Source organism: Enterobacter sp. MGH85, assembly GCF_001037655.1.
Classification (GTDB): domain Bacteria; phylum Pseudomonadota; class Gammaproteobacteria; order Enterobacterales; family Enterobacteriaceae; genus Enterobacter; species Enterobacter intestinihominis.
In genome coordinates, this window is record NZ_KQ089925.1 from 2,855,345 (window position 1) to 2,878,690 (window position 23,346).

Genomic DNA, 23,346 nt, shown 5'->3' on the forward strand with positions numbered 1-23,346 from the left:
CCGTATCGCACGTGACGTTAAGCGCTAATGGTTTCAGGAAACGCGTAAAAGCAGTACAGTGCATTGTAATAAAATTACAACGATACCTGGCAGAGTACCAGGAGATCTAACTGAGGAGAATGACATGGCGGTAACGCAAACAGCCCAGGCATGTGACCTGGTCATTTTCGGCGCGAAAGGCGATCTTGCACGCCGAAAATTGCTGCCTTCCCTGTATCAGCTCGAAAAAGCGGGCCAGATCCATCCCGATACCCGAATCCTTGGGGTAGGGCGCGCCGACTGGGATAAGGAGGCTTATACCAAAGTCGTGCGCGAGGCGCTCGAAACCTTCATGAAAGAGAAAATCGATGAAAGCCTTTGGGATAAGCTGAGCGGGCGTCTCGATTTCTGCAATCTGGACGTCAACGATGTAAGCGCCTTTACCCGTCTGGGTGAAATGCTGGACCAGGAAAATCGCGTCACCATTAACTATTTCGCCATGCCGCCAAGCACCTTCGGCGCCATCTGCAAAGGTCTGGGCGAAGCGAAGCTGAACGCCAAACCGGCGCGCGTGGTGATGGAGAAGCCGCTGGGTACGTCGCTTGCAACCTCGCGTGAAATCAACGACCAGGTGGGCGAGTTCTTTGAGGAGTGTCAGGTTTACCGTATTGACCACTATCTTGGTAAAGAGACGGTTCTGAACCTGCTGGCGCTGCGTTTTGCCAACTCCCTGTTTGTGAACAACTGGGACAACCGCACTATCGACCACGTGGAAATTACCGTGGCGGAAGAGGTGGGCATCGAAGGCCGCTGGGGCTACTTCGACCAGGCCGGCCAGATGCGTGACATGATTCAGAACCACCTGCTGCAAATTCTGTGCATGATTGCCATGTCTCCACCGTCAGATCTGACGGCCGACAGCATTCGTGACGCCAAAGTGAAAGTGCTGAAATCACTGCGCCGTATTGACCGCTCCAACGTGCGTGAGAAAACCGTGCGCGGCCAGTACACCGCAGGTTTTGCCCAGGGGAAAAAAGTCCCTGGCTATCTGGAAGAAGAGGGCGCGAACAAGTCCAGCAACACCGAAACGTTTGTGGCGATCCGCGTGGATATCGACGACTGGCGCTGGGCCGGCGTGCCGTTCTACCTGCGTACCGGGAAACGTCTGCCGGCAAAATGCTCCGAAGTGGTGGTCTACTTCAAAAATCCGGAACTGAACCTGTTCAAAGAATCCTGGCAGGAACTGCCGCAGAACAAACTGACTATTCGTCTGCAACCGGATGAGGGTGTGGATATTCAGATCCTGAACAAAGTGCCGGGTCTTGATCACAAACACAACCTGCAAACCACCAAACTCGACCTGAGTTACTCTGAAACTTTCAACCAGACGCATCTGGCCGATGCTTACGAGCGTCTGCTGCTGGAAACCATGCGTGGTATCCAGGCGCTGTTCGTCCGCCGCGATGAAGTGGAAGAGGCGTGGAAGTGGGTGGACTCAATCACCGAAGCGTGGGCAGCCGACCAGGACGCGCCAAAACCGTATCAGGCGGGAACATGGGGACCTGTCGCCTCCGTTGCGATGATCACCCGTGATGGCCGCTCCTGGAACGAGTTTGAATAACCCCCATCTCTAGCCCAAAGGTGTTATTTTACCGGTAACATGATCTAACACAGCAAGTGGCATAATTTTTAATCTTTTAAGCTCCGCGTGGATTCACCCGCGGAGCTTTTTTTATTACACTCCCTTCAGACATTTTGCCCCTGCGCTCCGGATATCAGGCGTTTCAGCGTTGTTAACAACCGTCAGAAACTGTGTAAACTCCCGAGCCTGGACAGATAAATTAGAGGAGCTTTTATGAATCCGACATTGTTACGCGTAACACAACGCATCGTTGAACGCTCGAAAGAGACCCGTGCTGCCTACCTTGCCCGCATCGAACAGGCGAAGAGTGAAACGGTCCATCGCTCACAGCTGGCCTGCGGGAATCTGGCCCACGGCTTTGCCGCCTGCCAGCCTGGTGATAAAGACGCGCTGAAAAGCATGCTGCGTAACAATATCGCCATCATTACCTCCTATAACGACATGCTTTCAGCCCACCAGCCGTATGAGGTTTACCCGTCTATCATCCGCAATGCGCTGCACAGCGTGAACGCGGTGGGCCAGGTTGCAGGCGGCGTGCCGGCCATGTGTGATGGCGTGACTCAGGGACAGGACGGTATGGAGCTGTCTCTGTTGAGCCGCGAAGTGATCGCCATGTCGGCGGCAGTGGGCCTCTCTCACAATATGTTTGATGGCGCGCTCTACCTGGGCGTATGCGACAAAATCGTCCCGGGGCTGGTGATGGCCGCGCTGTCGTTTGGCCATCTGCCAGCGATTTTTGTGCCGTCAGGCCCGATGGCAAGCGGTCTGCCAAACAAGGAAAAAGTCCGTATCCGCCAGCTGTATGCCGAAGGAAAAGCGGACCGTCAGGCGCTGCTGGAAGCGGAAGCCGCGTCCTATCACGCGCCGGGCACCTGTACGTTCTACGGTACGGCTAACACCAACCAGATGGTGGTGGAGTTTATGGGGATGCAGCTGCCGGGCTCGTCGTTCATCCAGCCGGATGCGCCACTGCGTAAAGCGCTGACCGAAGCCGCAGCCCGTCAGGTGACGCGTCTGACCGGTAACGGCAACGAGTGGATGCCAATGGGCAAAATGGTGGATGAAAAAGTCATCGTCAACGGGATTGTCGCCCTGCTGGCGACCGGCGGTTCAACCAACCATACCATGCACCTTGTCGCGATGGCGCGCGCGGCGGGCATTCTGATCAACTGGGATGACTTCTCCGAGATCTCCTCCGTGATACCGCTGATGGCGCGTCTGTACCCGAACGGTCCGGCGGACATTAACCACTTCCAGGCCGCGGGCGGCGTGCCGGTGCTGATGCGCGAGCTGCTGAAAGGCGGCCTGCTGCATGAGGATGTCAACACGGTGGCGGGCTTTGGCCTGCATCGTTATACCCTTGAGCCGTGGCTGAACAACGGTGAGCTGGACTGGCGCGAGGGGGCGAGCAACTCGCTCGATCCTCAGGTTATCGCGACCTTCGAACAGCCGTTCTCTCCTCACGGCGGCACCAAAGTGCTGAGCGGTAACCTTGGGCGTGCCGTAATGAAAACTTCTGCCGTGCCGGAAGAGAATCAGGTTATCGAAGCCCCGGCGGTGGTGTTTGAAAGCCAGCACGACGTTTTACCTGCCTTCGACGCGGGTCTGCTTGATAAAGACTGCGTAGTCGTGGTGCGTCATCAGGGACCAAAAGCGAACGGGATGCCAGAATTACATAAACTTATGCCGCCGCTTGGTGTATTATTGGACCGCCGTTTCAAAATTGCGCTGGTGACCGATGGACGCCTCTCGGGGGCATCCGGTAAAGTGCCTTCAGCGATTCATGTCACCCCGGAAGCCTACGACGGCGGCCTGCTGGCGAAAGTCCATGATGGAGACATGATCCGCGTTAACGGTCAGACAGGCGAGTTAACCCTGCTGGTGGACGAAGCAGAGCTGGCGGCGCGTCAGCCACATATTCCTGACCTGAGCGCATCCCGCGTGGGTACCGGACGCGAAATGTTTGGTGCGTTGCGTGAGAAACTCTCCGGTGCGGAGCAGGGCGCAACCTGTATTACGTTTTAAGACGACTTGATTTTAACGATCTGGCGAGAGAAAACTCTGATGAAAAACTGGAAAACAAGTGCAGAAGCAATCCTGACTACTGGCCCTGTCGTGCCGGTTATTGTGGTAAACAAACTGGAGCACGCTGTCCCAATGGCGAAGGCGCTGGTTGCGGGTGGCGTTCGTGTTCTGGAAGTGACCCTGCGTACTGCCTGTGCGATGGATGCGATTCGCGCTATCGCCAAAGAAGTGCCGGAAGCGATCATCGGTGCTGGTACGGTTCTGAATGCGCAGCAGCTGGCGGAAGTGACCGAAGCGGGCGCACAGTTTGCCATCAGCCCGGGCCTGACCGAGCCGCTGCTGAAAGCCGCAACCGAAGGTTCTATTCCGCTGATCCCGGGTATCAGCACCGTTTCTGAACTGATGCTGGGTATGGACTACGGCCTGAAAGAGTTTAAATTCTTCCCTGCTGAAGCGAACGGCGGCACCAAAGCGTTGCAGGCGATTGCAGGCCCATTCTCCCAGGTGCGTTTCTGCCCAACGGGCGGCATCTCTCCGGCCAACTACCGCGACTACCTGGCGCTGAAAAGCGTGCTATGCATCGGTGGCTCCTGGCTGGTTCCGGCGGATGCGCTGGAAGCAGGCGACTGGGATCGCATTACTAAACTGGCTCGCGAAGCGGTAGAAGGCGCGAAACAGTAACAAATGCTCAATGCATAAAGCAGGCCCTCTGGCCTGATGCTGGTCACTTTATGTGACCAGCATGTATAAGTTCTTCTTCTTCTCCCCACAAACATTTTTAATATCCCTAACCCCAGGCGTATCATTCGTCATTATTAAATAATCCCTCACTTATATATTTGATGAATAATTCATTCTTAATTTATCTGTGATGAGATTGCCTGGGCTCTTTTTATTTATTCTGTGAATAATATTACTTCCTTTGAGTCAATTCAACTTGAGGTTGGGTATTTTAATAGGAGAGCGATAGGTGTATTGTTTTTAATAAACGGAATGTTTGTTAAAAGGATAGATAATAATGTCAGGGGAATCTGAGGTGGCTCAACGGTGGGACACGTTAAACAGATATTTATTGTATTTCCCGCGTAGCAAAAATGTTATTTCTGATGTTCATTCTTTTACAGGAAAAGAGATATTAAGCGAGCCTTATCGCTATACCATTCGCTTTACCAGTCCGGATCAAAACATTGCCATTAATGCTGTTCTTAATCAAAGGGCTGAGTTTATTCTGCGTGCACCCAATCTGGAAGCCTCATGGCATGGGCAAACCTCCTGGCTGCCGGTTCGCCAGATTAATGGCACGATCACCCAATTTTCCCGGCTGATGTCTTCAGGTGACGAAGCACTGTATGAATGCGTGCTGGAGCATGAGCTGGCGCTGCTGGATCAAAATTACCGTTCTGCGGTTTACATGAACATGACAGTCCCGGAGCTCGTTACAAAGCTGATGAAGGACAGTGGTCACTTTGACGGCTACAACATTGATTTTGAGCAACTGAGCCACAGCTATCCACGACGGGAAATGATCATTCAGTGGAAAGAAACCGATTTGCGGTTCATCCGTCGGCTGCTGGCAGAGATAGGGATCTGGTTCCGTTTTGAGAATCACAACAAAGTGAAAACGGAAACCGTCGTTATTTTTGGGGATTCTGCGCGTCGTTACAACTTCAGCGACAAACAGATGCCTTATGTCCGACATTCAGGCATGACCAGTTATAACGAATACATCACCGATCTGGAGGAGCAGCACGGCCTGATCCCAAAAAATGTGTTGGTTCGTACCTATAACTACCGTGACCCGCAATCGCCGCAGACGGATAAGACCATTAAAACGAGCGATATTCCCGAAGGTGTAACGACAGGCCAACACTATCACTATGCCGATCACTATCTTGCTGCGGGGGATTTTCACGGTGAAGAGGCGGAAACCGCCGCATTTTACGCCCGTCTGCGTTATGAACGCCTGTTGAACGGACAGAGTGTTCTGGGGGCGACAACCAGCGATCCCGAGCTTCAGCCAGGCATTATGTTTTATCCTGCAGGGCCTGTACCTGACGGGTTTAAGTCCGGGTTTGTGATAACTGCGATGATTATCCGCGGCAGCCGTGCTGAACACTATCGCGCCGTACTTTCTGGGATCCCCTATATACAAAAAACAGCCAGACCCGGATTCCACTGTGCCAGTCGTCATGATTGTTTTCCTCTATGTGATAGCTGTCGCAATGGGCCTCGCGATCCGGGCTCTCACCTGGCCTGAACAGGAACACGTTACGGCTCTCTTTTTTGTGCCTTCAGTTATTCTGCCCATCTGTGTTGTGTCGTTGCTAGTTTTTACAAGTTTCATATTTCATGACGCCAACATTCATTATGCTGAAACCCGAAAATTCATAGCAAAAGAGCAGGAGATTAATTTAAAGGCGTATGCGCGAAAAAATATCGCTATCGCAGCATGGTCTGCAATCACCCCCCTGGAGCAACCCGCGCTGAATATGTTGAAACTGGAAGGCGAATTTCCGCTGGCACCGAAAACGCCGGTTAATATTCAGCTGGAAGATCGCTTCGACCAGACCAGGAATGAACAGATGTTTTACCGCTTACTGGATCCGATGGCAGAAAAATTGAAGGACTATAACTACCGTATTTTTGAAACCGTTGTCTGGGTTCACGGAGGGAGTGGATCCTGCATTGATGAACTGAGGCGCACTCTGGAGCGGTTGGGTATTGAAACGGCCAGCACGTGTAAAATTGAGTACAGCACAGAATGTCCTGACTACGCGATCGTTAGCCAATGGATGAACTTATCTGATTACAGAGTTGAAAACCGGTTGATTGTTATCGTTGATTTACATGAAGAAAGCGGCGAATCAAAGAGCATGGAAAATGCATGTGCATTCCTGCTGACCAGTCATTATGTCCGGGAGGAGGGCGAAAAACCGGTATATTTATATCAGCCTATGTCTGATGTGACCGATGTAGAGGACAAAATGGCGGTCTTCCTTGAGACGGGTTCGGTACTTACGCCGAAAAATCTCTGGTATACCGGGCTGTCCCGTATCGAAAAATATCCATTAATGCAGGCACTGGACAAAAAAGCGCTCACGGTGGAACGGCTGGATATTGATGCCTCTCTGGGCGCAAAGAGTGCCGGGTATCGGTGGCTGGCTCTGGCATTTGCGGCGGATGCGGTAAAATATGCCCAGGGGGAGCAACTGGTAGCATATTCAGACAAAAACAAATTTTGTATTACTGCGCTTTCCTCCATGAAGACAGCTATCCCAAAAAAACTTACCTGGTGTAACTGGAGTAATCCCCTTTATCCTGCGGGGATGGCGGCTTTATTCTGCGTGTTATCCCTCATTGCCTATCGTATCAGTTTCCTGGCGCAAAACGATCCGCCAGCAATCTGGGAACTGATTGCGAGCATAATCATTCCCTTCGTTATTTTTATAGGCCTCGGTAGTTTTGTTTTCATCTCGAAAACGAATGAAGCCTACGAGGACATGGAATACGAATGGAAACGATAGAAACGAAACAACGTTAATCATGCTATGTGGCTGGTCGCTTACTTGACCAGCCTTTAGTTATTTACCCTGCCACTTTCACCGCAGTGGCCGCTTTTTTCGCTCTCGCGACGGCTTCGTCCACGTTTTCCCCGGTCGCTAATGCCACGCCCAGACGACGGGCTCCGTCGATCTCCGGTTTGCCGAACAGCCGAACCTGCAAGCCTGCGCCTACCGCACCTTCGACGTTATCAAAGGTGACATTCTGGCTGGTCAGTTGCGGCAGGATCACCGCCGAGGCTGCCGGGCCGTACTGACGGATGCCGCCAACCGGCAGGCCGAGGAAAGCACGTACGTGCAGCGCGAACTCAGAGAGATCCTGCGAAATCAGGGTGACCATCCCGGTATCGTGCGGGCGAGGGGAGACTTCACTGAAGATCACCTCGTCGCCGCAAACAAATAACTCCACGCCGAACAGGCCGTAGCCGCCCAGCGCCAGCACCGTTTTGCGGGCGATCTCCTGCGCGCGTGCCAGCGCCAGCGCGCTCATTCGCTGCGGCTGCCAGGATTCGCGATAATCGCCGTCTTCCTGGCGATGACCAATCGGGTCGCAGAAATAAACACCGTCCACGGCGCTGACGGTGAGCAGGGTAATTTCAAAATCAAACTTCACCACGCCTTCTACGATGACGCGCCCGGCACCGGCACGGCCGCCCTGCTGGGCATAGTCCCAGGCCTTGTCCAGCGTGCTGCTGTCGCGGATAAAGCTCTGCCCTTTGCCAGAGGAGCTCATTACCGGCTTAATGATGCACGGGTAGCCAATCTCCTCTACGGCCTGGAGAAACGCAGCTTTATCCCCGGCAAAACGGTAGCTGGAGGTCGGGAGCTGTAATTCTTCTGCCGCCAGGCGACGAATGCCTTCCCGGTTCATGGTCAGTTTTGCCGCTGTGGCACAGGGCACCACGCGCTGGCCTTCCTGTTCAAGGGCAACCAACATCTCAGTGGCAATGGCCTCAATTTCAGGTACCACGAAATCCGGTTTTTCGTCGGCAATTAACGCCCGCAGGGCATTACCGTCAAGCATATCGATGACGTGCGAGCGATGCGCGACGTGCATGGCGGGCGCATTCGCGTAACGGTCCACCGCAATCACTTCCACACCCAAACGCTGGCATTCAATGGCCACTTCTTTACCCAGTTCACCCGATCCCAACAGCATGACGCGCGTCGCGGCAGGACGCAGAGCGGTTCCTAAACGAGTCATAAAAATCCCCCTGAAAAAGATGCGGGCAGTATAAACGAAAACGTTTGCGTCTGTCTTGTATAGGGATAACCCGGACAGGGGAGAAATTTGCGCTTCTTTAGCACTGACAGACATTTCCTGACACCCGCTCGCTTAGGCTGTGAAGGTTACGCACTGTTACGTGAGGAAAAATATGTCAGGCTGGATGAATCAACTGCAATCCCTGTTGGGACAAAAAGGCTCGTCGTCCGGCGAGCAGGGTCTGAGCAAGCTGCTTGTGCCGGGTGCGCTCGGCGGGCTGGCCGGTTTGCTGGTTGCTAATAAATCATCGCGGAAACTGCTTACCAAATACGGTACCGGCGCGCTGCTGGCGGGCGGAGGGGCTATTGCAGGCTCCGTCTTATGGAACAAATACAAAGACAAGGTGCGCAACGCGCATCAGGATGAACCGCAGTACGGGAAGCAGGTTTCGCCGTTAGATTTACGCACCGAGCGTCTGATCCTCGCCCTGGTCTTTGCAGCCAAGAGCGACGGGCATATTGATGCCAGTGAACGTGCCGCGATTGAACAGCAGATGCGGGAAGCGGGCGTTGAGGAGCAGGGCAGGGCGCTGGTGGCGCAGGCCATCGAACAACCCCTCGATCCGCAGCGGCTGGCGCAAAGTGTGAAAAACGAAGAAGAGGCGCTGGAACTCTATTTTCTGAGCTGTGCCGCCATCGATATCGATCACTTTATGGAGCGCAGCTACCTGAACGCCCTGGGTGATGCGCTGAAGATCCCACAGGACGTTCGTGAGGGAATTGAGCAGGATATTCAGCAGCAGAAGCAGACCCTCGCGGGCTAGAAGGCCATGTTTCGCTTGCATCATACGCGTGTTTTGCCAACCTTATAGGATGTAAAACGAAAAAGTAAGAATGCCATGCCTCCAAAAGCCCGACGTACTCCTTATGCGATCACCACGCATGGCGATACGCGTATCGATAACTACTACTGGCTGCGGGACGATTCTCGTTCCCGGCCAGAGGTGCTCGACTATCTGCACGAGGAAAACGACTATGGCCGCCAGGTCATGGCCAGCCAGCAGGCGCTTCAGGATCAGCTCCTGAACGAAATGGTGCAGCGTATCCCCCAGCGTGATGTCTCTGCCCCGTGGTGCAAAAACGGTTATCGCTATCGCCATATTTATGAGCCGGGAAACGAATATCCCATCTACCAGCGCCAGTCTGTGCTGAGCGCCGAGTGGGACGAATGGGAGATCCTGCTGGATGCTAACAAACGTGCTGCCCACAGTGAGTTTTATACGCTGGGCGGCATGTCCATTTCCCCCGATAACGCCATTATGGCGCTGGCTGAGGATTACCTCTCCCGCCGCCAGTACGGTTTGCGTTTCCGCAATCTTGAAACGGGAAACTGGTATCCCGAAATGCTGGATAATGTCTCCCCCGATTTCGTCTGGGGTAACGATTCAGAAACGGTCTACTACGTTAAAAAGCATGCCTCAACGCTGCTGCCTTATCAGGTCTGGCGTCATACGGTGGGGACCGATTCCGCCGACGATGAGCTTGTGTATGAAGAAAAAGACGAGACGTTCTACGTCAGCCTGCATAAAACCTCGTCTCGCCACTACGTGATTATCTTCCTTGCCAGCGCCACCACCTCTGAGGTGCTGCTGCTGGATGCCGAACTGCCGGATGCCCAGCCGCTGTGCTTCCTGCCGCGCCGTAAAGATCATGAGTACAGTCTGGATCACTTCCAGCACAGCTTTTACCTGCGTTCGAACCGCGAGGGCAAAAACTTTGGCCTTTATAAAACCAAAGTGCGCGATGAACGGAAGTGGGAAGTGTTAATTCCTGCGCGCGATCAGGTGATGCTGGAGGGGTTCACCCTGTTTACCGACTGGCTGGTGGTGGAAGAGCGTCAGCGCGGACTGACCAGTATCCGCCAAATCAACCGCAAAACCCGCGAAGTGGTGGGCATTGCGTTCGATGACCCGGCTTACGTGACGTGGATCGGCTTTAACCCGGAACCGGAATCGTCCCGCCTGCGGTACGGCTATTCGTCAATGACTACCCCGGACACGTTGTTTGAGCTGGATATGGACACCGGGCAGCGTCAGGTGATTAAACAGGCGGAGGTCCGGGGATTTGAGTCGGAAAATTATCGCAGTGAACACCTGTGGGTGACCGCGCGCGACGGCGTTGAAGTCCCCGTGTCTCTCGTCTACCACAAGGATCACTTCAACAAAGGTAAAAACCCCATCCTCGTCTACGGTTACGGCTCCTACGGATCCAGCATGGACGCCGATTTCAGCAGCAGCAGGCTGAGCCTGCTCGACCGCGGTTTTGTTTATGCGATTGCCCATATTCGCGGCGGCGGCGAGCTGGGTCAGCACTGGTATGAAGACGGAAAATTTCTCAAAAAGAAAAATACCTTCAATGACTACCTTGATGTCTGCGATGCGCTGATCGCGCAGGGTTATGGCGATCCGCAACTCTGCTTTGGCATGGGGGGCAGCGCCGGAGGCATGTTAATGGGAGCCGTGGTAAACCAGCGGCCTGAACTGTTTAAAGGCGTTATCGCTCAGGTGCCGTTTGTGGACGTGGTGACGACCATGCTGGACGAAACCATTCCGCTGACCACCGGGGAGTTTGAGGAGTGGGGGAACCCGCAGGATGAAACCTATTACCGCTACATGAAAGAGTACAGCCCGTACGATAACGTCGAGGCGAAAGCCTATCCGCATATGCTGGTGACCACCGGCCTGCACGATTCCCAGGTGCAGTACTGGGAGCCCGCGAAATGGGTGGCGAAGCTGCGTGAGCTAAAAACTGACGATAATCTGCTGCTGCTGTGTACCGATATGGACTCGGGGCACGGAGGGAAATCAGGGCGATTTAAATCCTATGAAGGGGTGGCGCTGGAGTACGCCTTTTTGATTGGCCTGGCGCAGGATACGCTGCCAGGCCGCGCGGGAACTCAGGCTTCGCCTAAATAATGCTTCAGCGTCAGGCGCAGTTCCGGGCTCATTCTGTCGAGGTTGTTGTACAGCCAGCGCAGATAGCCCGGATCGTTGTCCGCCACTTCCGATACCGGTTTTCCACGATATTTACCGAACGTGAAGGTGGTCAGTAGGGCGGGGCGGCCGGTAATGGTCGCCATATCGTCCGGCGTCCAGCCGGAAGTATTCATGATATCAATCAGGAGCGCTGCGGTGATGTAGCAGTCATAGAGGGCGCGGTGATGATGCAGCCCTTCCGGCGTCCGCACGCTTAGTTTGCGCGACTTATACAGCGCCATATTGCTGTATTTGATCCCCGGCCACAGACGGCGCGCCAGCTTCATGGTGCAAATCCATTCACCGGGCATCTCCGGCAGCACGCGGCGGTCAAAGCTGGCGTTATGGGCGACATACCACTGGCTACCGTGGTAAAGAGGGATGATCTCTTCAATCCACGGCTTATCCGCCACCATCGATTCCGTAATGCGATGAATTGCCATCGCCTGCGCACTGATGGGACGGTCCGGGCGCACCAGGTGGCTCATTGGATTGACTATCTTTCCGTCAACCACGTCGACAGAGGCGACTTCCACAATTCCACCCTGCAAATCGCAGGTTTCGGTATCGATAACGCGCAGCATTGATCGCTCCTGATCCTAAAATGCCTAGCCTAATGGAATGATATCCCCTTGCCAACCCTGTCGGCCCAAAGAACCGGTTAACAGCAACTCTCCCTTATCGGCACGCACGATCAGCTGACCTTTTTCATCCCATAAGGCGCTACCGCTGCGCGCGTTCGCCATTAATACCGCGATGGCGTACTTATGCGCGAAGCGTTGTAACGAACTGATGGATTGCCGCCAGCGTTGCTCACCCACCGCCAGGCTGCTGGTGAACAGCGTTGCCTCTGGGTCTAGTTCCGGGGCGTCAGCCTGATTATCAACGATGGTTAACCGTTTATTGCCAGGATTAACACCCGCACCGTTACCCTGCGGATAGCGCCGGATGGTCGACAGGTTAGGGGTGAAAAGCGCGAGTCCTTTCTGTTGCTGGAGAGTAATACCGGCAATCACCGTGATGAAACGTGACTGCGCCGCGTGAAGGAGGGGGGCAAGCTGCAAATCGTCGGGGGGTGGGGGTAAGGTTGTTCCGCCAGGGCCGGTAAGCGAAAGCTCCGGAAAGACGACTAAATCGCACCCATGCGAGGCAGCCTCGGCAATAAAGTGCAGGTGATGTTTTACGTGCTCATCAACACAGTTGTGCCGCGGAGCATACTGAGCCGCGGCAATAGTCCATCGTGACATCGTGACTTCCTTATACACTAAGTCGCTGGGATTTTAAGATTACACCTAAATTTATCAGGGTTTTCTTATCCTGCCACATAACGCGTAAGGAAGTGTAACGGGACGTTAAGCTTATTTAACTTTAGGTTCGTACGGCAGGCGCGAGAGATTAACGGAGGCGAGGCGATGCGCAATAAGACGTTCGCGGAACCAGTCGCGCAGATGCGCGGGTTGTTCACGCTCTACCACTTCAGCCACGACGGGCATGTTGTAACGCTCTTTGAATGCGACCCCCGCGGCGGCGAGATCGACATTCACTTTGTCCATCTCGTCCTGAGGAAGGGCGGCCAGGTTAACGTTCATTTCCTTCTCCTTTTTCTGCGGCGGCAACGTTACCGCGATTGTTCAACGATGACAAGGGAGCAAAGGATGTTCCTCGACTCGTTAATTATACAGAGTTATTCTTTAGCATTCAGGCATAACGAAAAGGAATGATTGTGATGCACTTTACCCCTTCCCGCGTCGCGTGTGCGCTGGTGTTTCTGCTCTCTTCGGCAATCGCGCCATCAGCTCTGGCCCATGCGCACCTTAAGCAACAATCCCCGCAGGAAAATACCGTCGCGACGGCACCCGATGTCATTACCCTGAATTTCTCGGAAGGCATTGAACCTGCCTTCAGCGGCGTCGTGGTGACGGACGCGCAGCAGCACAAAATCCAGACCGGCGCGGTGAAGCGTGACGAGAAGGATAACGCAAAGCTGATTGTTCCTCTTGAGAAACCGTTGACGACCGGCACCTATACGGTGGACTGGCATGTGGTCTCCGTGGACGGCCACAAAACCAAGGGCAGCTATCACTTTAGCGTGAAATAGTATGCTGGCCCTGAGCTACGTAGCGTTTCGCTTTATCCATTTTGTTGCGCTGATACTACTGTTCGGCAACGCGCTATACAGTGTCTGGTTTGCACCGTCTTCGTTGCAGCGCCTCATGACGCAGCGTTTCCAGCGCCAGCAGAATATCGCGGCCTTAATCAGCCTGATGGCTGCTCTGCTGATGTTCGGCCTGCAAAGTGGGTTAATGGGCAATGGCTGGGGTGATGTCATTCGCCCGGCGGTCTGGCGCAGCGTGCTGGGCACGCAGTTTGGTGGCGTCTGGCTGTGGCAAATGGTGCTGGCCGCTGTGACCGCGGGCGCTGCATGGCTTACCCCGCAAAAGGGCTCACGGCTATTACTGCTCGCGATGGGGCAACTGGTGCTGCTGGCGGGCGTGGGACATGCCGCGATGAACGGTGGCGCGCCGGGTGCGTTGCATCGTCTGAACCATGCGCTTCACCTGCTCTGCGCCGCCACCTGGGTGGGCGGTTTACTGCCGCTGCTGTTCTGTATGCGGCTGGCGAAAGGCCGCTGGCAGCCAGCCGCTATCTTTACCATGATGCGCTTCTCCCGCGTGGGGCATTATGCCGTGGCGGGCGTGCTGCTGACCGGGATAATCAATACGCTCTTTATTGTGGGCATAGACGTGCCGTGGGAAGCGCCTTATGTACGGCTGTTGTTGTTTAAATGTGCGCTGGTCATCATGATGGTGGCAATTGCGCTGGCGAATCGGTATTTTCTTGTGCCACGCTTTCGCCCTGATGCCGGGCGGGAACAACAGATTTTTATCAGGATGACACAGGCAGAAGTGGTGCTGGGCGCGCTGGTACTGGCGGCCGTCAGCCTGTTCGCGACCTGGGAACCCTTCTGACAAGGTTTAATAACTTATGAAAAAGACACTGCTTTCTCTTTTACTTCTCACCTGTGCCAGCAGTGCGCTGGCCGCGCCGCAGGTCATCACCGTCAGCCGGTTTGAAGTGGGTAAGGACAACTGGGCATTTAATCGTGAAGAGGTCATGCTCACCTGCCGTCCCGGTAACGCGCTGTATGTCATCAATCCCAGTACGCTCGTGCAGTATCCGTTAAATGACGTAGCGGAGCAGCAGGTTGCCAGCGGGAAAAGTAACGGACAGCCTGTCAGCGTGATCCAGGTGGATGACCCGGCAAACCCCGGGCAGAAGAAGAGTCTGGCACCGTTTATTGAGCGCGCTAAAAAGCTCTGCTAGCCGTCAGGTTTCCAGTAAAAAAAAAACCGCAGGTGCTTGTAAAAGCTCTGCGGTTTTTCACATTTAGTGATGTTCTGACGCTTTTTTTCAGACCACTTTTACTGTGGACTGGAAAACCTGACGTCGTCATCTATTCTTAAAGGGCAAGGCGATTGAGCCTGCATTAATGCCAACTTTTAGCGCACGGCTCTCTCCCAAGAGCCATTTCCCTGGACCGAATACAGGAATCGTATTCGGTCTCTTTTTATCTGCATGAAAATAAACGATAAAATCCGGTTTTCGTCTCAGCAGAAGGTTCACTTCCTGTGCGCCTTATTCAAACATACCACAACCCGGCAGGCGTAAGTCCAGTCCTTTTTGGCTGTTTTGTTAAATTTTTGTTTGTATTTTGCCTGAGACGACTGCGGGATCAATGCGCGCATGTACGGAAGCCGCAATATCATCAAGTAACGCAAAGCGGCGACGGTATTCGGCGCGTTTTTTGCTGGCAATCTCCTCCAGTGCTTTACGCTCCATCTGGAGCGGCAACTGCCAGCAGAAGGGGGAGAGTTTCTTTCCGTTCAGGCCTTCCCAGAACTCGTCGTAGCTGGCGTGAAAATGACGCCCTTTGCTCAGACGGTAGCGCAGGGCGCGGAAAACATGGCCTTCATCGCTGACGGCAAAAATCGCGCTGATGTTCGAGCGTGAGGCAAGCTGGAAGATCACCTCCATCAGCACGCGTTTCGGTAAAAGCCCATGGCAGGCACGGGTAGCCTGCTTAATCACCTCCCGTGAAACATGACGACGGGGACCCTGGAGGCCGCCGATCACCAGCACCATACGGCCGTTACTGCGTGCGACACAGAACGTCAGGCTGGCAAGCAGCGTGTTGTCATTGTCATGCAGCCAAAGCGTGCTTTCGCCTTCACGTTCAGCCTTACCTGCGGACGAGGCGTGGACGGTATAGATTTCGCCGTTTTTTGCCTCGAACCGGACAACCGGCACCTCTTGCGGATTGGTCAGCGCGTGGGCGAGGGCGGTATTTTTCAGACTATCAATCCACTGATAGTGGCTGACGATAGCATCGGCCCGGTCGTTTGAGTTCAGGCCACGCATCAGATACTGGCGGTGAGTTTTGCTCGGCAAGGTAATTTGAGAGGTGATCAGCCTGTCGAAATCATCGCGCCCGGATAGCGCCTCCAGCATGCGATGGGTGGAGGACCAGAATAAAAGCGAGCGCAGAAGGAACTTTAACCGGTAATCACGTTTGTGCCAGATTGGGCCGGGAACGCGTTTCCCTCTCACCAGTTCAGAAATAATATTTGTACGATGCGGATAAAAAACATCGTTTTGCAGGTGTATGTTTGACACGTGAAAATCCCTCTTTTTATTCCGCACTATTTTAAAGGCCAGGGAATAAGGGATTAATAGCGCAGCGATCTTTATTTCCGGCTGGTTTATGGTTTGTTTGGATTCGCGATATCCAACGCCAGCGCATGACATTTTCTGTGGCAGCTATACTTCTTACAGGAGGCGTTATGTATCAGAAAATAGAGGGAGAACACTGGCGTCATGTCTGGGTTGTCAGCGATATTCATGGTTGCTATCAGTGGCTTATGGATGAGCTTAAACGACGGCATTTTAATCCTGATGCGGATCTGCTTATCTCGGTGGGGGATATTATCGACCGCGGTCCCGACAGCGTGAAATGTTTACAGTTGATGCAGGAAAAGTGGTTTTATGCGGTACGCGGTAATCACGAGCAAATGGCGTTAGATGCGCTTGAAAATAATGATTTTAGTCTCTGGAAGATAAATGGCGGTAACTGGTTTACCGGGCTTACGGTCGCTCAACAAAAGCAGGCGAAGGATTTACTCGACGCGTGTCGGGACTTACCGCACATTATTGAAATAACCTGCAAAAACGGTCTGAACGTGATTGCTCATGCGGATTATCCCGCCGCCGAATATGCCTGGCATAAGCCGGTAGATGCCCAGCGGGTGCTGTGGGATCGCGACCGGTTAATGGGCTTTATGGTGGGTAGAGGGCAGGGCATTAGCGGTGCGGATCACTTCTGGTTCGGACATACGCCTGTGGACAAGCGCTACGATTTCAACAATCTGCACTACATTGATACGGGAGCGGTGTTCGGGGGCTTTCTGACGCTGACGCAGCTTCAGTAATAAATAACCCGCCTTCGGGCGGGTTCTCTTTGGGTTATGCAAGACGCAAGACCCAGGCATCGGTTTTACTGTCGTAATGTTCACGGTACAGAACGGAATGTTCCCCATCAAGGATTGCCGGGACGCTGGTATCTGCATCCCAGGCGTCCAGTTGCATGCACAAATCCGGATCGGATTTGCAGGGAATACTTAACGTTCGTTCGCCTTGTGCTTCGCCACGCAATTCAGCGTCGTCGATTTCAAAAGCGCCAATGCGTACGCTGGTTTTCGTCATAATGCTCTCCGGTTTGTTGCCCAAAATCTGGTATGACCAGTGCAGTCATCCATTTTTGATCCTAGACAAGGAGAGCGAAATCGCCAGTAAAAAAATGCGTTTTTTCAGTCAGTGCGGCTGTTACCGGTAAACAGGCGACCATCGCGTACCAGTTCACGCGGATAGCTGTTTTTCAGCCGCGAGCCGACTTTTTTCGCCAGCCCGAGCGGATAGCCCTGATACGTCACGATGACTTCATCCTGTGACGGGCCGTCTTCCGGGTAAACGTCACGACCGCGATACCACTCTTCCGCTTCATGATGCGTCAGGGCGAAGGAGTTCTCACTTCCTGCCAGCGCAATGACCGCTTCGTGCTGCCAGCGATAGCCTTTGTTGTGGATCTCCGCCAGGCGAATACCGAGGCGGGAGAAACGCACCTTACCAATCAGCGGTTCGATGTTGGCCGGGAACAGCCACAGCTCTTTGTCACGCATCCAGAGGCGCAGGCTCTCATCCCAGTGCAGTCCCACTTTGTTGGCAGCCGCTTGCGCCTGTGCCGCCTCACGGCCTTTGACCGGCGCGAACGGGAAGTTGCCGACCTTAAACTTAGGGACAGGCAGCGGATCGACGGCGCGGGTTTTACGCAGTCGTGCGACAAAGAACCCCTCGCAATCGTAAATCTGCGGGAAGACGTGCAGGAAGCCTTCAGGGGTGGCCGCGTGACTGGCCGAATCGAAGAGGGTGTCCAGCGGCAGAAACTCGACGGCATCCGCATAGTGTTGCCTGAGCCACAGGCAGACGTCCTCGTTTTCATCGCGGTTCAGCGTGCAGGTGGAGTAAACCAGCGTTCCACCGGGGCGCAGGGCATGAAACGCACTGTCGATCAGTTCACGCTGCGTGGCGGCGATCTCCAGGTTGCTTTCAACGGACCAGTTTTTTAACGCATCAGGATCTTTACGCACTACGCCTTCGCCGGAGCAGGGCGCGTCGAGCAGGATGGCATCAAAAGCTTCCGGCAAGGCAGCGCCAAACACGCGACCGTCGAAGTGTGTTAACGCGACGTTGTGGATCCCGCAGCGGCTGATATTGGCGTGCAGGACTTTGACGCGGCTGGCGGAAAATTCGTTGGCGAGGATCGCGCCGCGGTTGTTCATCCGGGCGGCAATTTGCGTGGTTTTAGAGCCCGGCGCCGCCGCGACATCCATCACCCGCTCAGGCTGGTTTCCGTCGGCAAACAGCGCGGCAACCGGCAGCATGGAGCTGGCTTCCTGAATATAAAACAGCCCGCTCAGGTGCTCGGCGGTGCTGCCGAGCGGCAGGCTCTCCTCGTCATCCCGCTCGATCCAGAACCCTTCCTCACACCACGGCACCGGCGTCAGCTGCCAGCCGTAGGAGGAGACGAGATCCAGAAACGCTCCGACGCTGATTTTCAGCGTATTGACGCGAATACTTCGACGCAAAGGGCGCTGGCAGGCGGCGACGAAATCGTCGAAAGAGAGATGAGCAGGAAGCGCCTCGCGCATCTGTGCGAGGAATTGTTCAGGAAGAAATACGGAGTTTTGAGCCACGGGCACACCACAGGGAAACATTCAGGCGCGCAGTGTAACATAAAGGCTCCGGCGCGTTGACACCGGAGCCTGCGAGATTAACGCGGCAGTGCCGTTCCCCATTCGCGCCACTCTTTCGGTTCACTTTCCAGCAGCAGGAAGTGTTTTCCTGCCTGCGCCTTAGGCGCCAGAGGCGTGCCAGGCGGCGTCGCGAAGGCAATGCCGCCGCGAATGAACTGGTTAAAGGTCCCCGTTTTGACCACGCCACCGGTCAGGCCGAAGTCCAGCGAGTAGCCTGAAGCGAGCCAGAACACTGAGTTGTTGCGAACCAGATGCTGATAACGCTGGCTGATGCGCAGGCCAACCATCACGCGATCGGACAGGTTACCCAGCGTCAGGCTTGTTACTGTCCCCACTTCAATACCGCGGAACAGGACCGGCGTACCGATGCCCAGCGAACCGGCTTCCGGTACTTCAACCACAATGCTCAGACCGTCCAGATAACGGGAATCGGTGATGGTCGCCTCCTGCAACTCAAACTCACGACGCGCGTTGCCCCGACCCGGTTCAACGTTAATGTACGGCTGAAGTATGGTGTCGAGATGCTCAACCCCTGCGGCAGAAATTTGCGGCGTAACCACCGAGAAGCGCGAGCCTGCCCGGGCGAAAGTCTGTACATATTCCGGATAAAGCACGGCGGTAGCCTGAACTTCATTGCGCGCGGTGATCAGCGTCAGCTTCTGAACCTGCCCGATATCAATTCCGAGATAGCGGATAGGCATGCCTTCTGCCAGTTTACCGGCATCAAAGGTGTGCAGGGTAATCTGTCCCCCGACGGCGCGCGCCGCGGTTTCAGACGGGAAGAGGATCCGCTTGTCACCTTTACGCATGTTGCCGCCCGCGCCGCTCAGGTTATCGAAGCTGATCGCACCGCGCAGGGCACGGGAGAGGGGAGACGCCTGTACGGTCAGCCCGTTGCCATTGAGCTGCACTTTCGCGCCGCCTTCAGCCCAGAACACGCTGTTTGGCGTGAGCAGCTTGCGATACTCCGGCTTGATATGCAGTTCGATATCAAACGCGTCCGCACGAGGACGAACGGTGATCACTTCTCCGACCTCAAACTTACGATAAAGCACGACGGAGCCTGCCTGGACATCCGGCAGCGTTTCAGCGCTTAAGGTCAGCGTGGTGGTCGGCAGGTCGCCGAGGCTGTTTTCAATGGCTTTGTCCAGATTGGCGAACAGTGGATAGCTCTCACGCAGCGCGCCTTTGCTGCCCGGCAGAATGCGGATCCCGCCGTTAACCCACTCGCTGGCGCTGGCGCCGAGGAACTCAACGCCGTCCAGACCCACCTTCACGTCGACCCGGCTGTTCACCACAAATTTACTGTCGCCGTGCACAAGGTTGCCGTACTGCGGATCGATGGCGGCGGAGAAGGAGACCCCTTTTTCCGTCAGCTTTCGTTCCAGAACCTGACCCACCTGCACACCGTGCAGGATTAGCGGTTGACCGGCTTCGATACCATAGCTTTCCGGCGCATTCAGCTTAACCGTCAACACGCCCGGTTTTTGCAGCAGAGCTTTATCCGCCGGCGCGATGACAAAGTTTTTATTCGGCGCACCTTCACCGGGGATCAGCTCAAAGGTGCTTCCCGTCAGCAGGGAACTGATGCTGGCGTCGCTGAGGGAGAGCTTCGGATTACGCAGCTCGATGCGTGTTTTTTCCCGCAGGAGGTCCACAACGCTCGGATCCACCGTCATTTCGCCGGTAACGGAGCCGCCCGCGTTGAGGGTTAATTTTGTCAGTTGCCCGACCTCTAAACCCTGGTACATCAGCGGGGTCGAACCGGCTTTCAGGCCTTTGGCATCAGGCAAGGTCAACTTGACGATGACACCGCGCTGGCTGTGTGCCAGGTCGGCGTACAGACCAAAGGTATCCTCTGCGGCGGCAGGGCTGGAGTCAGCAGGTGAGTCGAAGGCGATAGCGCCATTCACCAGCGCCGCCAGGCTCTCAAGCTTCACTTTCGCACCGCTTAAGCTCAGGTCAGCATCGACGCCAGAGACGTTCCAGAAGCGGCTGCCTTTTTTTACCAGGTTGGTAAAACGGCGATCGATCAGTACATCAATGGTCACGCCATCTTTGTTCGGGTTAATGGCGTAGTCGTAAACGCGGCCAACCGGAATTTTGCGGAAATAGACCAGAGAACCACTGTTCAGCGAGCCCAAATCCGGCGCGCGGAGGTGGATCATCAGATCGCCGTTATTCAGCCGATATTTCGGCTGGGTATCCAGCGCAACAAAGTGATCCTGTGGCTCACCTTTGCCAGGCATCATGCCGATATAGTTACCGCCCACAAGCGCATCCAGCCCGGAAACGCCGGCCAGGGAGGCTTTAGGCGTGACCAGCCAGAACTGCGTTTCGGCGCGCAGGGCATCCTGCATGTCAGACTTAATGCTCGCCCGGACCTGGATTTTGTTCAGCCCTTTGCCGAGGGAAATATCCTGCACGGTACCCACTTCCACCCCCTGGAAGCGAACGGGGGTACGTCCGGCGACAATGCCGTCCGCAGACTGGAAATCAATCGTGATGGTACTTCCGCGATCTTCATAGCTCGTCCAGATAAGCCAGCCTGCGATCATCAGCGCGATGACAGGCAGCAACCAGAATGGCGAAATGCGGCGTTTTGTTTTAATTCTCGCTTCAGTCGGCGAAGCGGGCGTTTCCTGACTCATGTGCGTCCCAAAGTAAGCGGCTGTCCAGCCATTCCACTGCAAGAATAGTCAATATCACCGCAGAGCCGAAATAAAAAGCTGCGGGTCCCATGGTAAAAGCAAGTAACTGATCGCGATTGATGAGCGACATCATCAGCGAAATCACGAACAGATCCAACATCGACCAGCGACCAATCCAGGTCACGAATCGCAGAAGCAGGATACGGGTGCGTAGTCCTTGTTCGCATTTAAAGTGAATGCTGATAAGTAGCGTAAACATCACCACCACTTTGGTAAAGGGCACCAGAATACTGGCGATGAACACAATGGCGGCAACCCCCACGTTACTGTGCGCCAGAGAGATAATCCCTGAAAGGATAGTATCTTCCTGACGGGCGCCGTTCACATAAATTACGGAGATCGGCAGCATATTGGCCGGGAATAAAAATATCAGTGAGGCGATAAGCGCCGCCCAGCATTTTTGCAGGCTGTTGTTGCGCCGCAATCTTAACGGAATGTGGCAGCGAGGACACCTCCCGCGTTTATCCGGAAAACCGGTGTAATGGCACCCCAGGCAGACGCGCAGGTTTTCATCAGGCCGGGTCGCGGGACGCTGAGGGTAAAATCGCTCCCAAAGCTGTTCAACATTCAGATGAATCAGGGTCAAAATACTCAGCAGGACCAGTGAAATAAACGCAAAAAGGCCAATGCCGGGTTGTAAAAACGCATAATCCTGCACCTTAATGGAGGCCACACCGACGCCCACCAGATAGATGTCCAGCATCACCCACTCCTTGAGCTTTTCCAGCATGAGCAGGACAGGGCGCAGGTTCATCCCCAGAATGTTGCCAAACCACAGGTAGGCAATTGCCGCGACCAGCACCAGCGGTGCGCCGACGACGCAGAACAGCACCATAGCGCCGGTGAGCGGATCGCCCTCGCGCGTCATCTGCCAGATCCCCTGCAATACGTTAGCGTCAATACGCACGCCAAGCAGGTAGAGCTTCAACAGCGGCTCGGTCCAGGCGAACGGCATCAGCAGCAGCATGGTAACCGCCATTGCCGCCAGACGCGTCAATGACCAGTCCCGGCCGTCGCGAATTTTGGCATCGCAGCAAGGGCAAAAAGCACTTTGGTGCGATTTCATCTTCGGCAACATAAAAAGCGTATCGCACTGGGGACAACGCTGATAATGTGCACGAGGCAGAGCCTGGCTTACCGTACGGACAACGATCTTTCTTGTCGGCGTAATTTGGGGTGTTTTTAGGGCCATCAGTCGCACACAGATAAGTATTGTTGAAAGTTATAATAACTCATGAACGGATTCATCTTGAGCATGAGCGCATTTAATGCTTATTTTAATAGGCTATGCGGTAATTATGTAAGATAACTAAGTGATTGAATAATGAACAAAACAGAATTCTACGCGGATCTGAATCGCGATTTTAAGGCATTAATGGCAGGGGAAACCAGTTTCTTAGCCACTCTGGCAAATACCAGTGCGTTACTGTTCGAACGCCTTTCTGGCGTGAACTGGGCGGGCTTTTATCTGCTGGAAGGCGACACGCTGGTGCTGGGGCCTTTCCAGGGGAAACTCGCCTGCGTACGCATCCCGGTAGGTCGCGGCGTGTGCGGTACCGCAGTGGCGACCCGTCAGGTTCAGCGTGTCGAAGATGTACATGCGTTTGACGGCCACATTGCCTGCGATGCCAGCAGCAATTCTGAAATCGTACTGCCGCTGGTGGTTAAAAATCAGATTATTGGCGTTCTGGATATCGACAGCACGGTCTTCAGCCGCTTTACTGCCGAGGATGAGCAGGGGCTGCGCGCGTTGGCCGCAAACCTGGAAAATGTTCTGGCAGAGACCGATTATCATAAATTCTTTGCGAGCGTCGCAGGATAATC

At 54.5% G+C, this 23,346-nt stretch carries 21 protein-coding genes; 12 read left to right on the top strand and 9 right to left on the bottom strand.

The window, feature by feature from the left end:
* The first annotated feature begins 124 nt into the window (after positions 1-124).
* The 5 genes from zwf (at position 125) to SK51_RS13475 (ending at position 7,170) form a co-directional block, all read left to right on the top strand.
* Positions 125-1,600: a glucose-6-phosphate dehydrogenase gene (gene zwf / locus SK51_RS13455; protein ID WP_022648481.1), complete on the top strand. Its 1,476-nt coding sequence runs from the start codon at positions 125-127 to the stop codon at positions 1,598-1,600.
* A gap of 234 nt (positions 1,601-1,834) precedes the next feature.
* Positions 1,835-3,646 (top strand): phosphogluconate dehydratase, encoded by a 1,812-nt coding sequence (gene edd, locus SK51_RS13460; protein ID WP_023306481.1) that lies wholly within the window; start codon positions 1,835-1,837, stop codon positions 3,644-3,646.
* A gap of 39 nt (positions 3,647-3,685) precedes the next feature.
* Positions 3,686-4,327, top strand: a complete 642-nt coding sequence (gene kdgA / locus SK51_RS13465; protein WP_003859774.1) for a bifunctional 4-hydroxy-2-oxoglutarate aldolase/2-dehydro-3-deoxy-phosphogluconate aldolase — start codon at positions 3,686-3,688, stop codon at positions 4,325-4,327.
* 337 nt (positions 4,328-4,664) lie between these two features.
* A complete protein-coding gene (locus SK51_RS13470) occupies positions 4,665-5,903 on the top strand; it encodes a type VI secretion system Vgr family protein (RefSeq protein WP_023306480.1) in 1,239 nt (412 codons plus the stop codon).
* Positions 5,824-7,170, top strand: coding sequence for a hypothetical protein (locus tag SK51_RS13475; protein WP_223861959.1), 1,347 nt, complete (start codon positions 5,824-5,826; stop codon positions 7,168-7,170). Before SK51_RS13470 ends, SK51_RS13475 begins: the two co-directional genes overlap by 80 nt.
* A gap of 61 nt (positions 7,171-7,231) precedes the next feature.
* On the opposite strand, the gene purT is transcribed toward SK51_RS13475, so the two are convergent.
* On the bottom strand, positions 7,232-8,410 hold the full coding sequence (gene purT / locus SK51_RS13480; protein ID WP_023306478.1) for a formate-dependent phosphoribosylglycinamide formyltransferase: 1,179 nt from the start codon (positions 8,408-8,410) through the stop codon (positions 7,232-7,234).
* A 172-nt stretch (positions 8,411-8,582) separates the two neighbouring features.
* Here purT and SK51_RS13485 point away from each other — a divergent pair, with 172 nt between their 5' ends.
* Positions 8,583-9,233 carry a tellurite resistance TerB family protein gene (locus SK51_RS13485; RefSeq protein WP_022648470.1) on the top strand — a complete coding sequence of 217 codons (651 nt, stop codon included), beginning with the start codon at positions 8,583-8,585 and terminating at the stop codon, positions 9,231-9,233.
* 75 nt (positions 9,234-9,308) lie between these two features.
* Positions 9,309-11,384, top strand: a complete 2,076-nt coding sequence (gene ptrB, locus SK51_RS13490) for an oligopeptidase B (protein ID WP_022648469.1) — start codon at positions 9,309-9,311, stop codon at positions 11,382-11,384.
* On the opposite strand, the gene exoX is transcribed toward ptrB, so the two are convergent.
* The 3 genes from exoX to SK51_RS13505 form a co-directional block, all read right to left on the bottom strand.
* Positions 11,366-12,028: an exodeoxyribonuclease X gene (exoX, locus tag SK51_RS13495; protein ID WP_022648468.1), complete on the bottom strand. Its 663-nt coding sequence runs from the start codon at positions 12,026-12,028 to the stop codon at positions 11,366-11,368. The genes ptrB and exoX overlap by 19 nt on opposite strands.
* A gap of 24 nt (positions 12,029-12,052) precedes the next feature.
* Complete coding sequence (locus SK51_RS13500; protein ID WP_022648467.1) at positions 12,053-12,691, bottom strand: nitrilase-related carbon-nitrogen hydrolase; 639 nt, start codon at positions 12,689-12,691, stop codon at positions 12,053-12,055.
* A gap of 111 nt (positions 12,692-12,802) precedes the next feature.
* On the bottom strand, positions 12,803-13,033 hold the full coding sequence (locus tag SK51_RS13505; protein WP_003859784.1) for a DNA polymerase III subunit theta: 231 nt from the start codon (positions 13,031-13,033) through the stop codon (positions 12,803-12,805).
* Positions 13,034-13,170: 137 nt separating this feature from the next.
* On the opposite strand from SK51_RS13505, the gene yobA reads away from it, so the two are divergent.
* The 3 genes from yobA to SK51_RS13520 are packed head-to-tail and all read left to right on the top strand — an operon-like array spanning position 13,171 to position 14,768.
* A complete protein-coding gene (gene yobA, locus SK51_RS13510) occupies positions 13,171-13,542 on the top strand; it encodes a CopC domain-containing protein YobA (RefSeq protein ID WP_023300433.1) in 372 nt (123 codons plus the stop codon).
* Between the two features lies 1 nt (position 13,543).
* Complete coding sequence (gene copD / locus SK51_RS13515) at positions 13,544-14,413, top strand: copper homeostasis membrane protein CopD (protein WP_023300432.1); 870 nt, start codon at positions 13,544-13,546, stop codon at positions 14,411-14,413.
* A gap of 16 nt (positions 14,414-14,429) precedes the next feature.
* Positions 14,430-14,768 carry a YebY family protein gene (locus tag SK51_RS13520; RefSeq protein WP_022648464.1) on the top strand — a complete coding sequence of 113 codons (339 nt, stop codon included), beginning with the start codon at positions 14,430-14,432 and terminating at the stop codon, positions 14,766-14,768.
* Positions 14,769-15,137: 369 nt separating this feature from the next.
* On the opposite strand, the gene SK51_RS13525 is transcribed toward SK51_RS13520, so the two are convergent.
* Entirely contained in the window at positions 15,138-16,118 is a 981-nt protein-coding gene (locus tag SK51_RS13525; protein WP_023306476.1) for a VirK/YbjX family protein, read from the bottom strand.
* Between the two features lie 167 nt (positions 16,119-16,285).
* Between SK51_RS13525 and pphA the strand changes: the two genes are divergently transcribed.
* The gene (gene pphA / locus SK51_RS13530) at positions 16,286-16,930 is read left to right on the top strand and encodes a protein-serine/threonine phosphatase (RefSeq protein ID WP_023306475.1); all 645 of its coding nucleotides are present in this window, start codon (positions 16,286-16,288) and stop codon (positions 16,928-16,930) included.
* 34 nt (positions 16,931-16,964) lie between these two features.
* On the opposite strand, the gene SK51_RS13535 is transcribed toward pphA, so the two are convergent.
* The 4 genes from SK51_RS13535 to yebS all read right to left on the bottom strand — a co-directional run bounded on the left by SK51_RS13535 (position 16,965) and on the right by yebS (position 22,714).
* Positions 16,965-17,204, bottom strand: coding sequence for a YebV family protein (locus tag SK51_RS13535; RefSeq protein WP_006811010.1), 240 nt, complete (start codon positions 17,202-17,204; stop codon positions 16,965-16,967).
* Positions 17,205-17,308: 104 nt separating this feature from the next.
* Positions 17,309-18,772: a 16S rRNA (cytosine(1407)-C(5))-methyltransferase RsmF gene (gene rsmF / locus SK51_RS13540; RefSeq protein WP_032671284.1), complete on the bottom strand. Its 1,464-nt coding sequence runs from the start codon at positions 18,770-18,772 to the stop codon at positions 17,309-17,311.
* Between the two features lie 56 nt (positions 18,773-18,828).
* A complete protein-coding gene (locus tag SK51_RS13545; RefSeq protein ID WP_022648460.1) occupies positions 18,829-21,462 on the bottom strand; it encodes a PqiB family protein in 2,634 nt (877 codons plus the stop codon).
* Positions 21,431-22,714 carry a membrane integrity lipid transport subunit YebS gene (gene yebS, locus SK51_RS13550; RefSeq protein WP_022648459.1) on the bottom strand — a complete coding sequence of 428 codons (1,284 nt, stop codon included), beginning with the start codon at positions 22,712-22,714 and terminating at the stop codon, positions 21,431-21,433. Before yebS ends, SK51_RS13545 begins: the two co-directional genes overlap by 32 nt.
* A 132-nt stretch (positions 22,715-22,846) precedes the next feature.
* Between yebS and SK51_RS13555 the strand changes: the two genes are divergently transcribed.
* Complete coding sequence (locus SK51_RS13555; protein ID WP_023306473.1) at positions 22,847-23,344, top strand: GAF domain-containing protein; 498 nt, start codon at positions 22,847-22,849, stop codon at positions 23,342-23,344.
* Positions 23,345-23,346 lie beyond the last annotated feature (2 nt).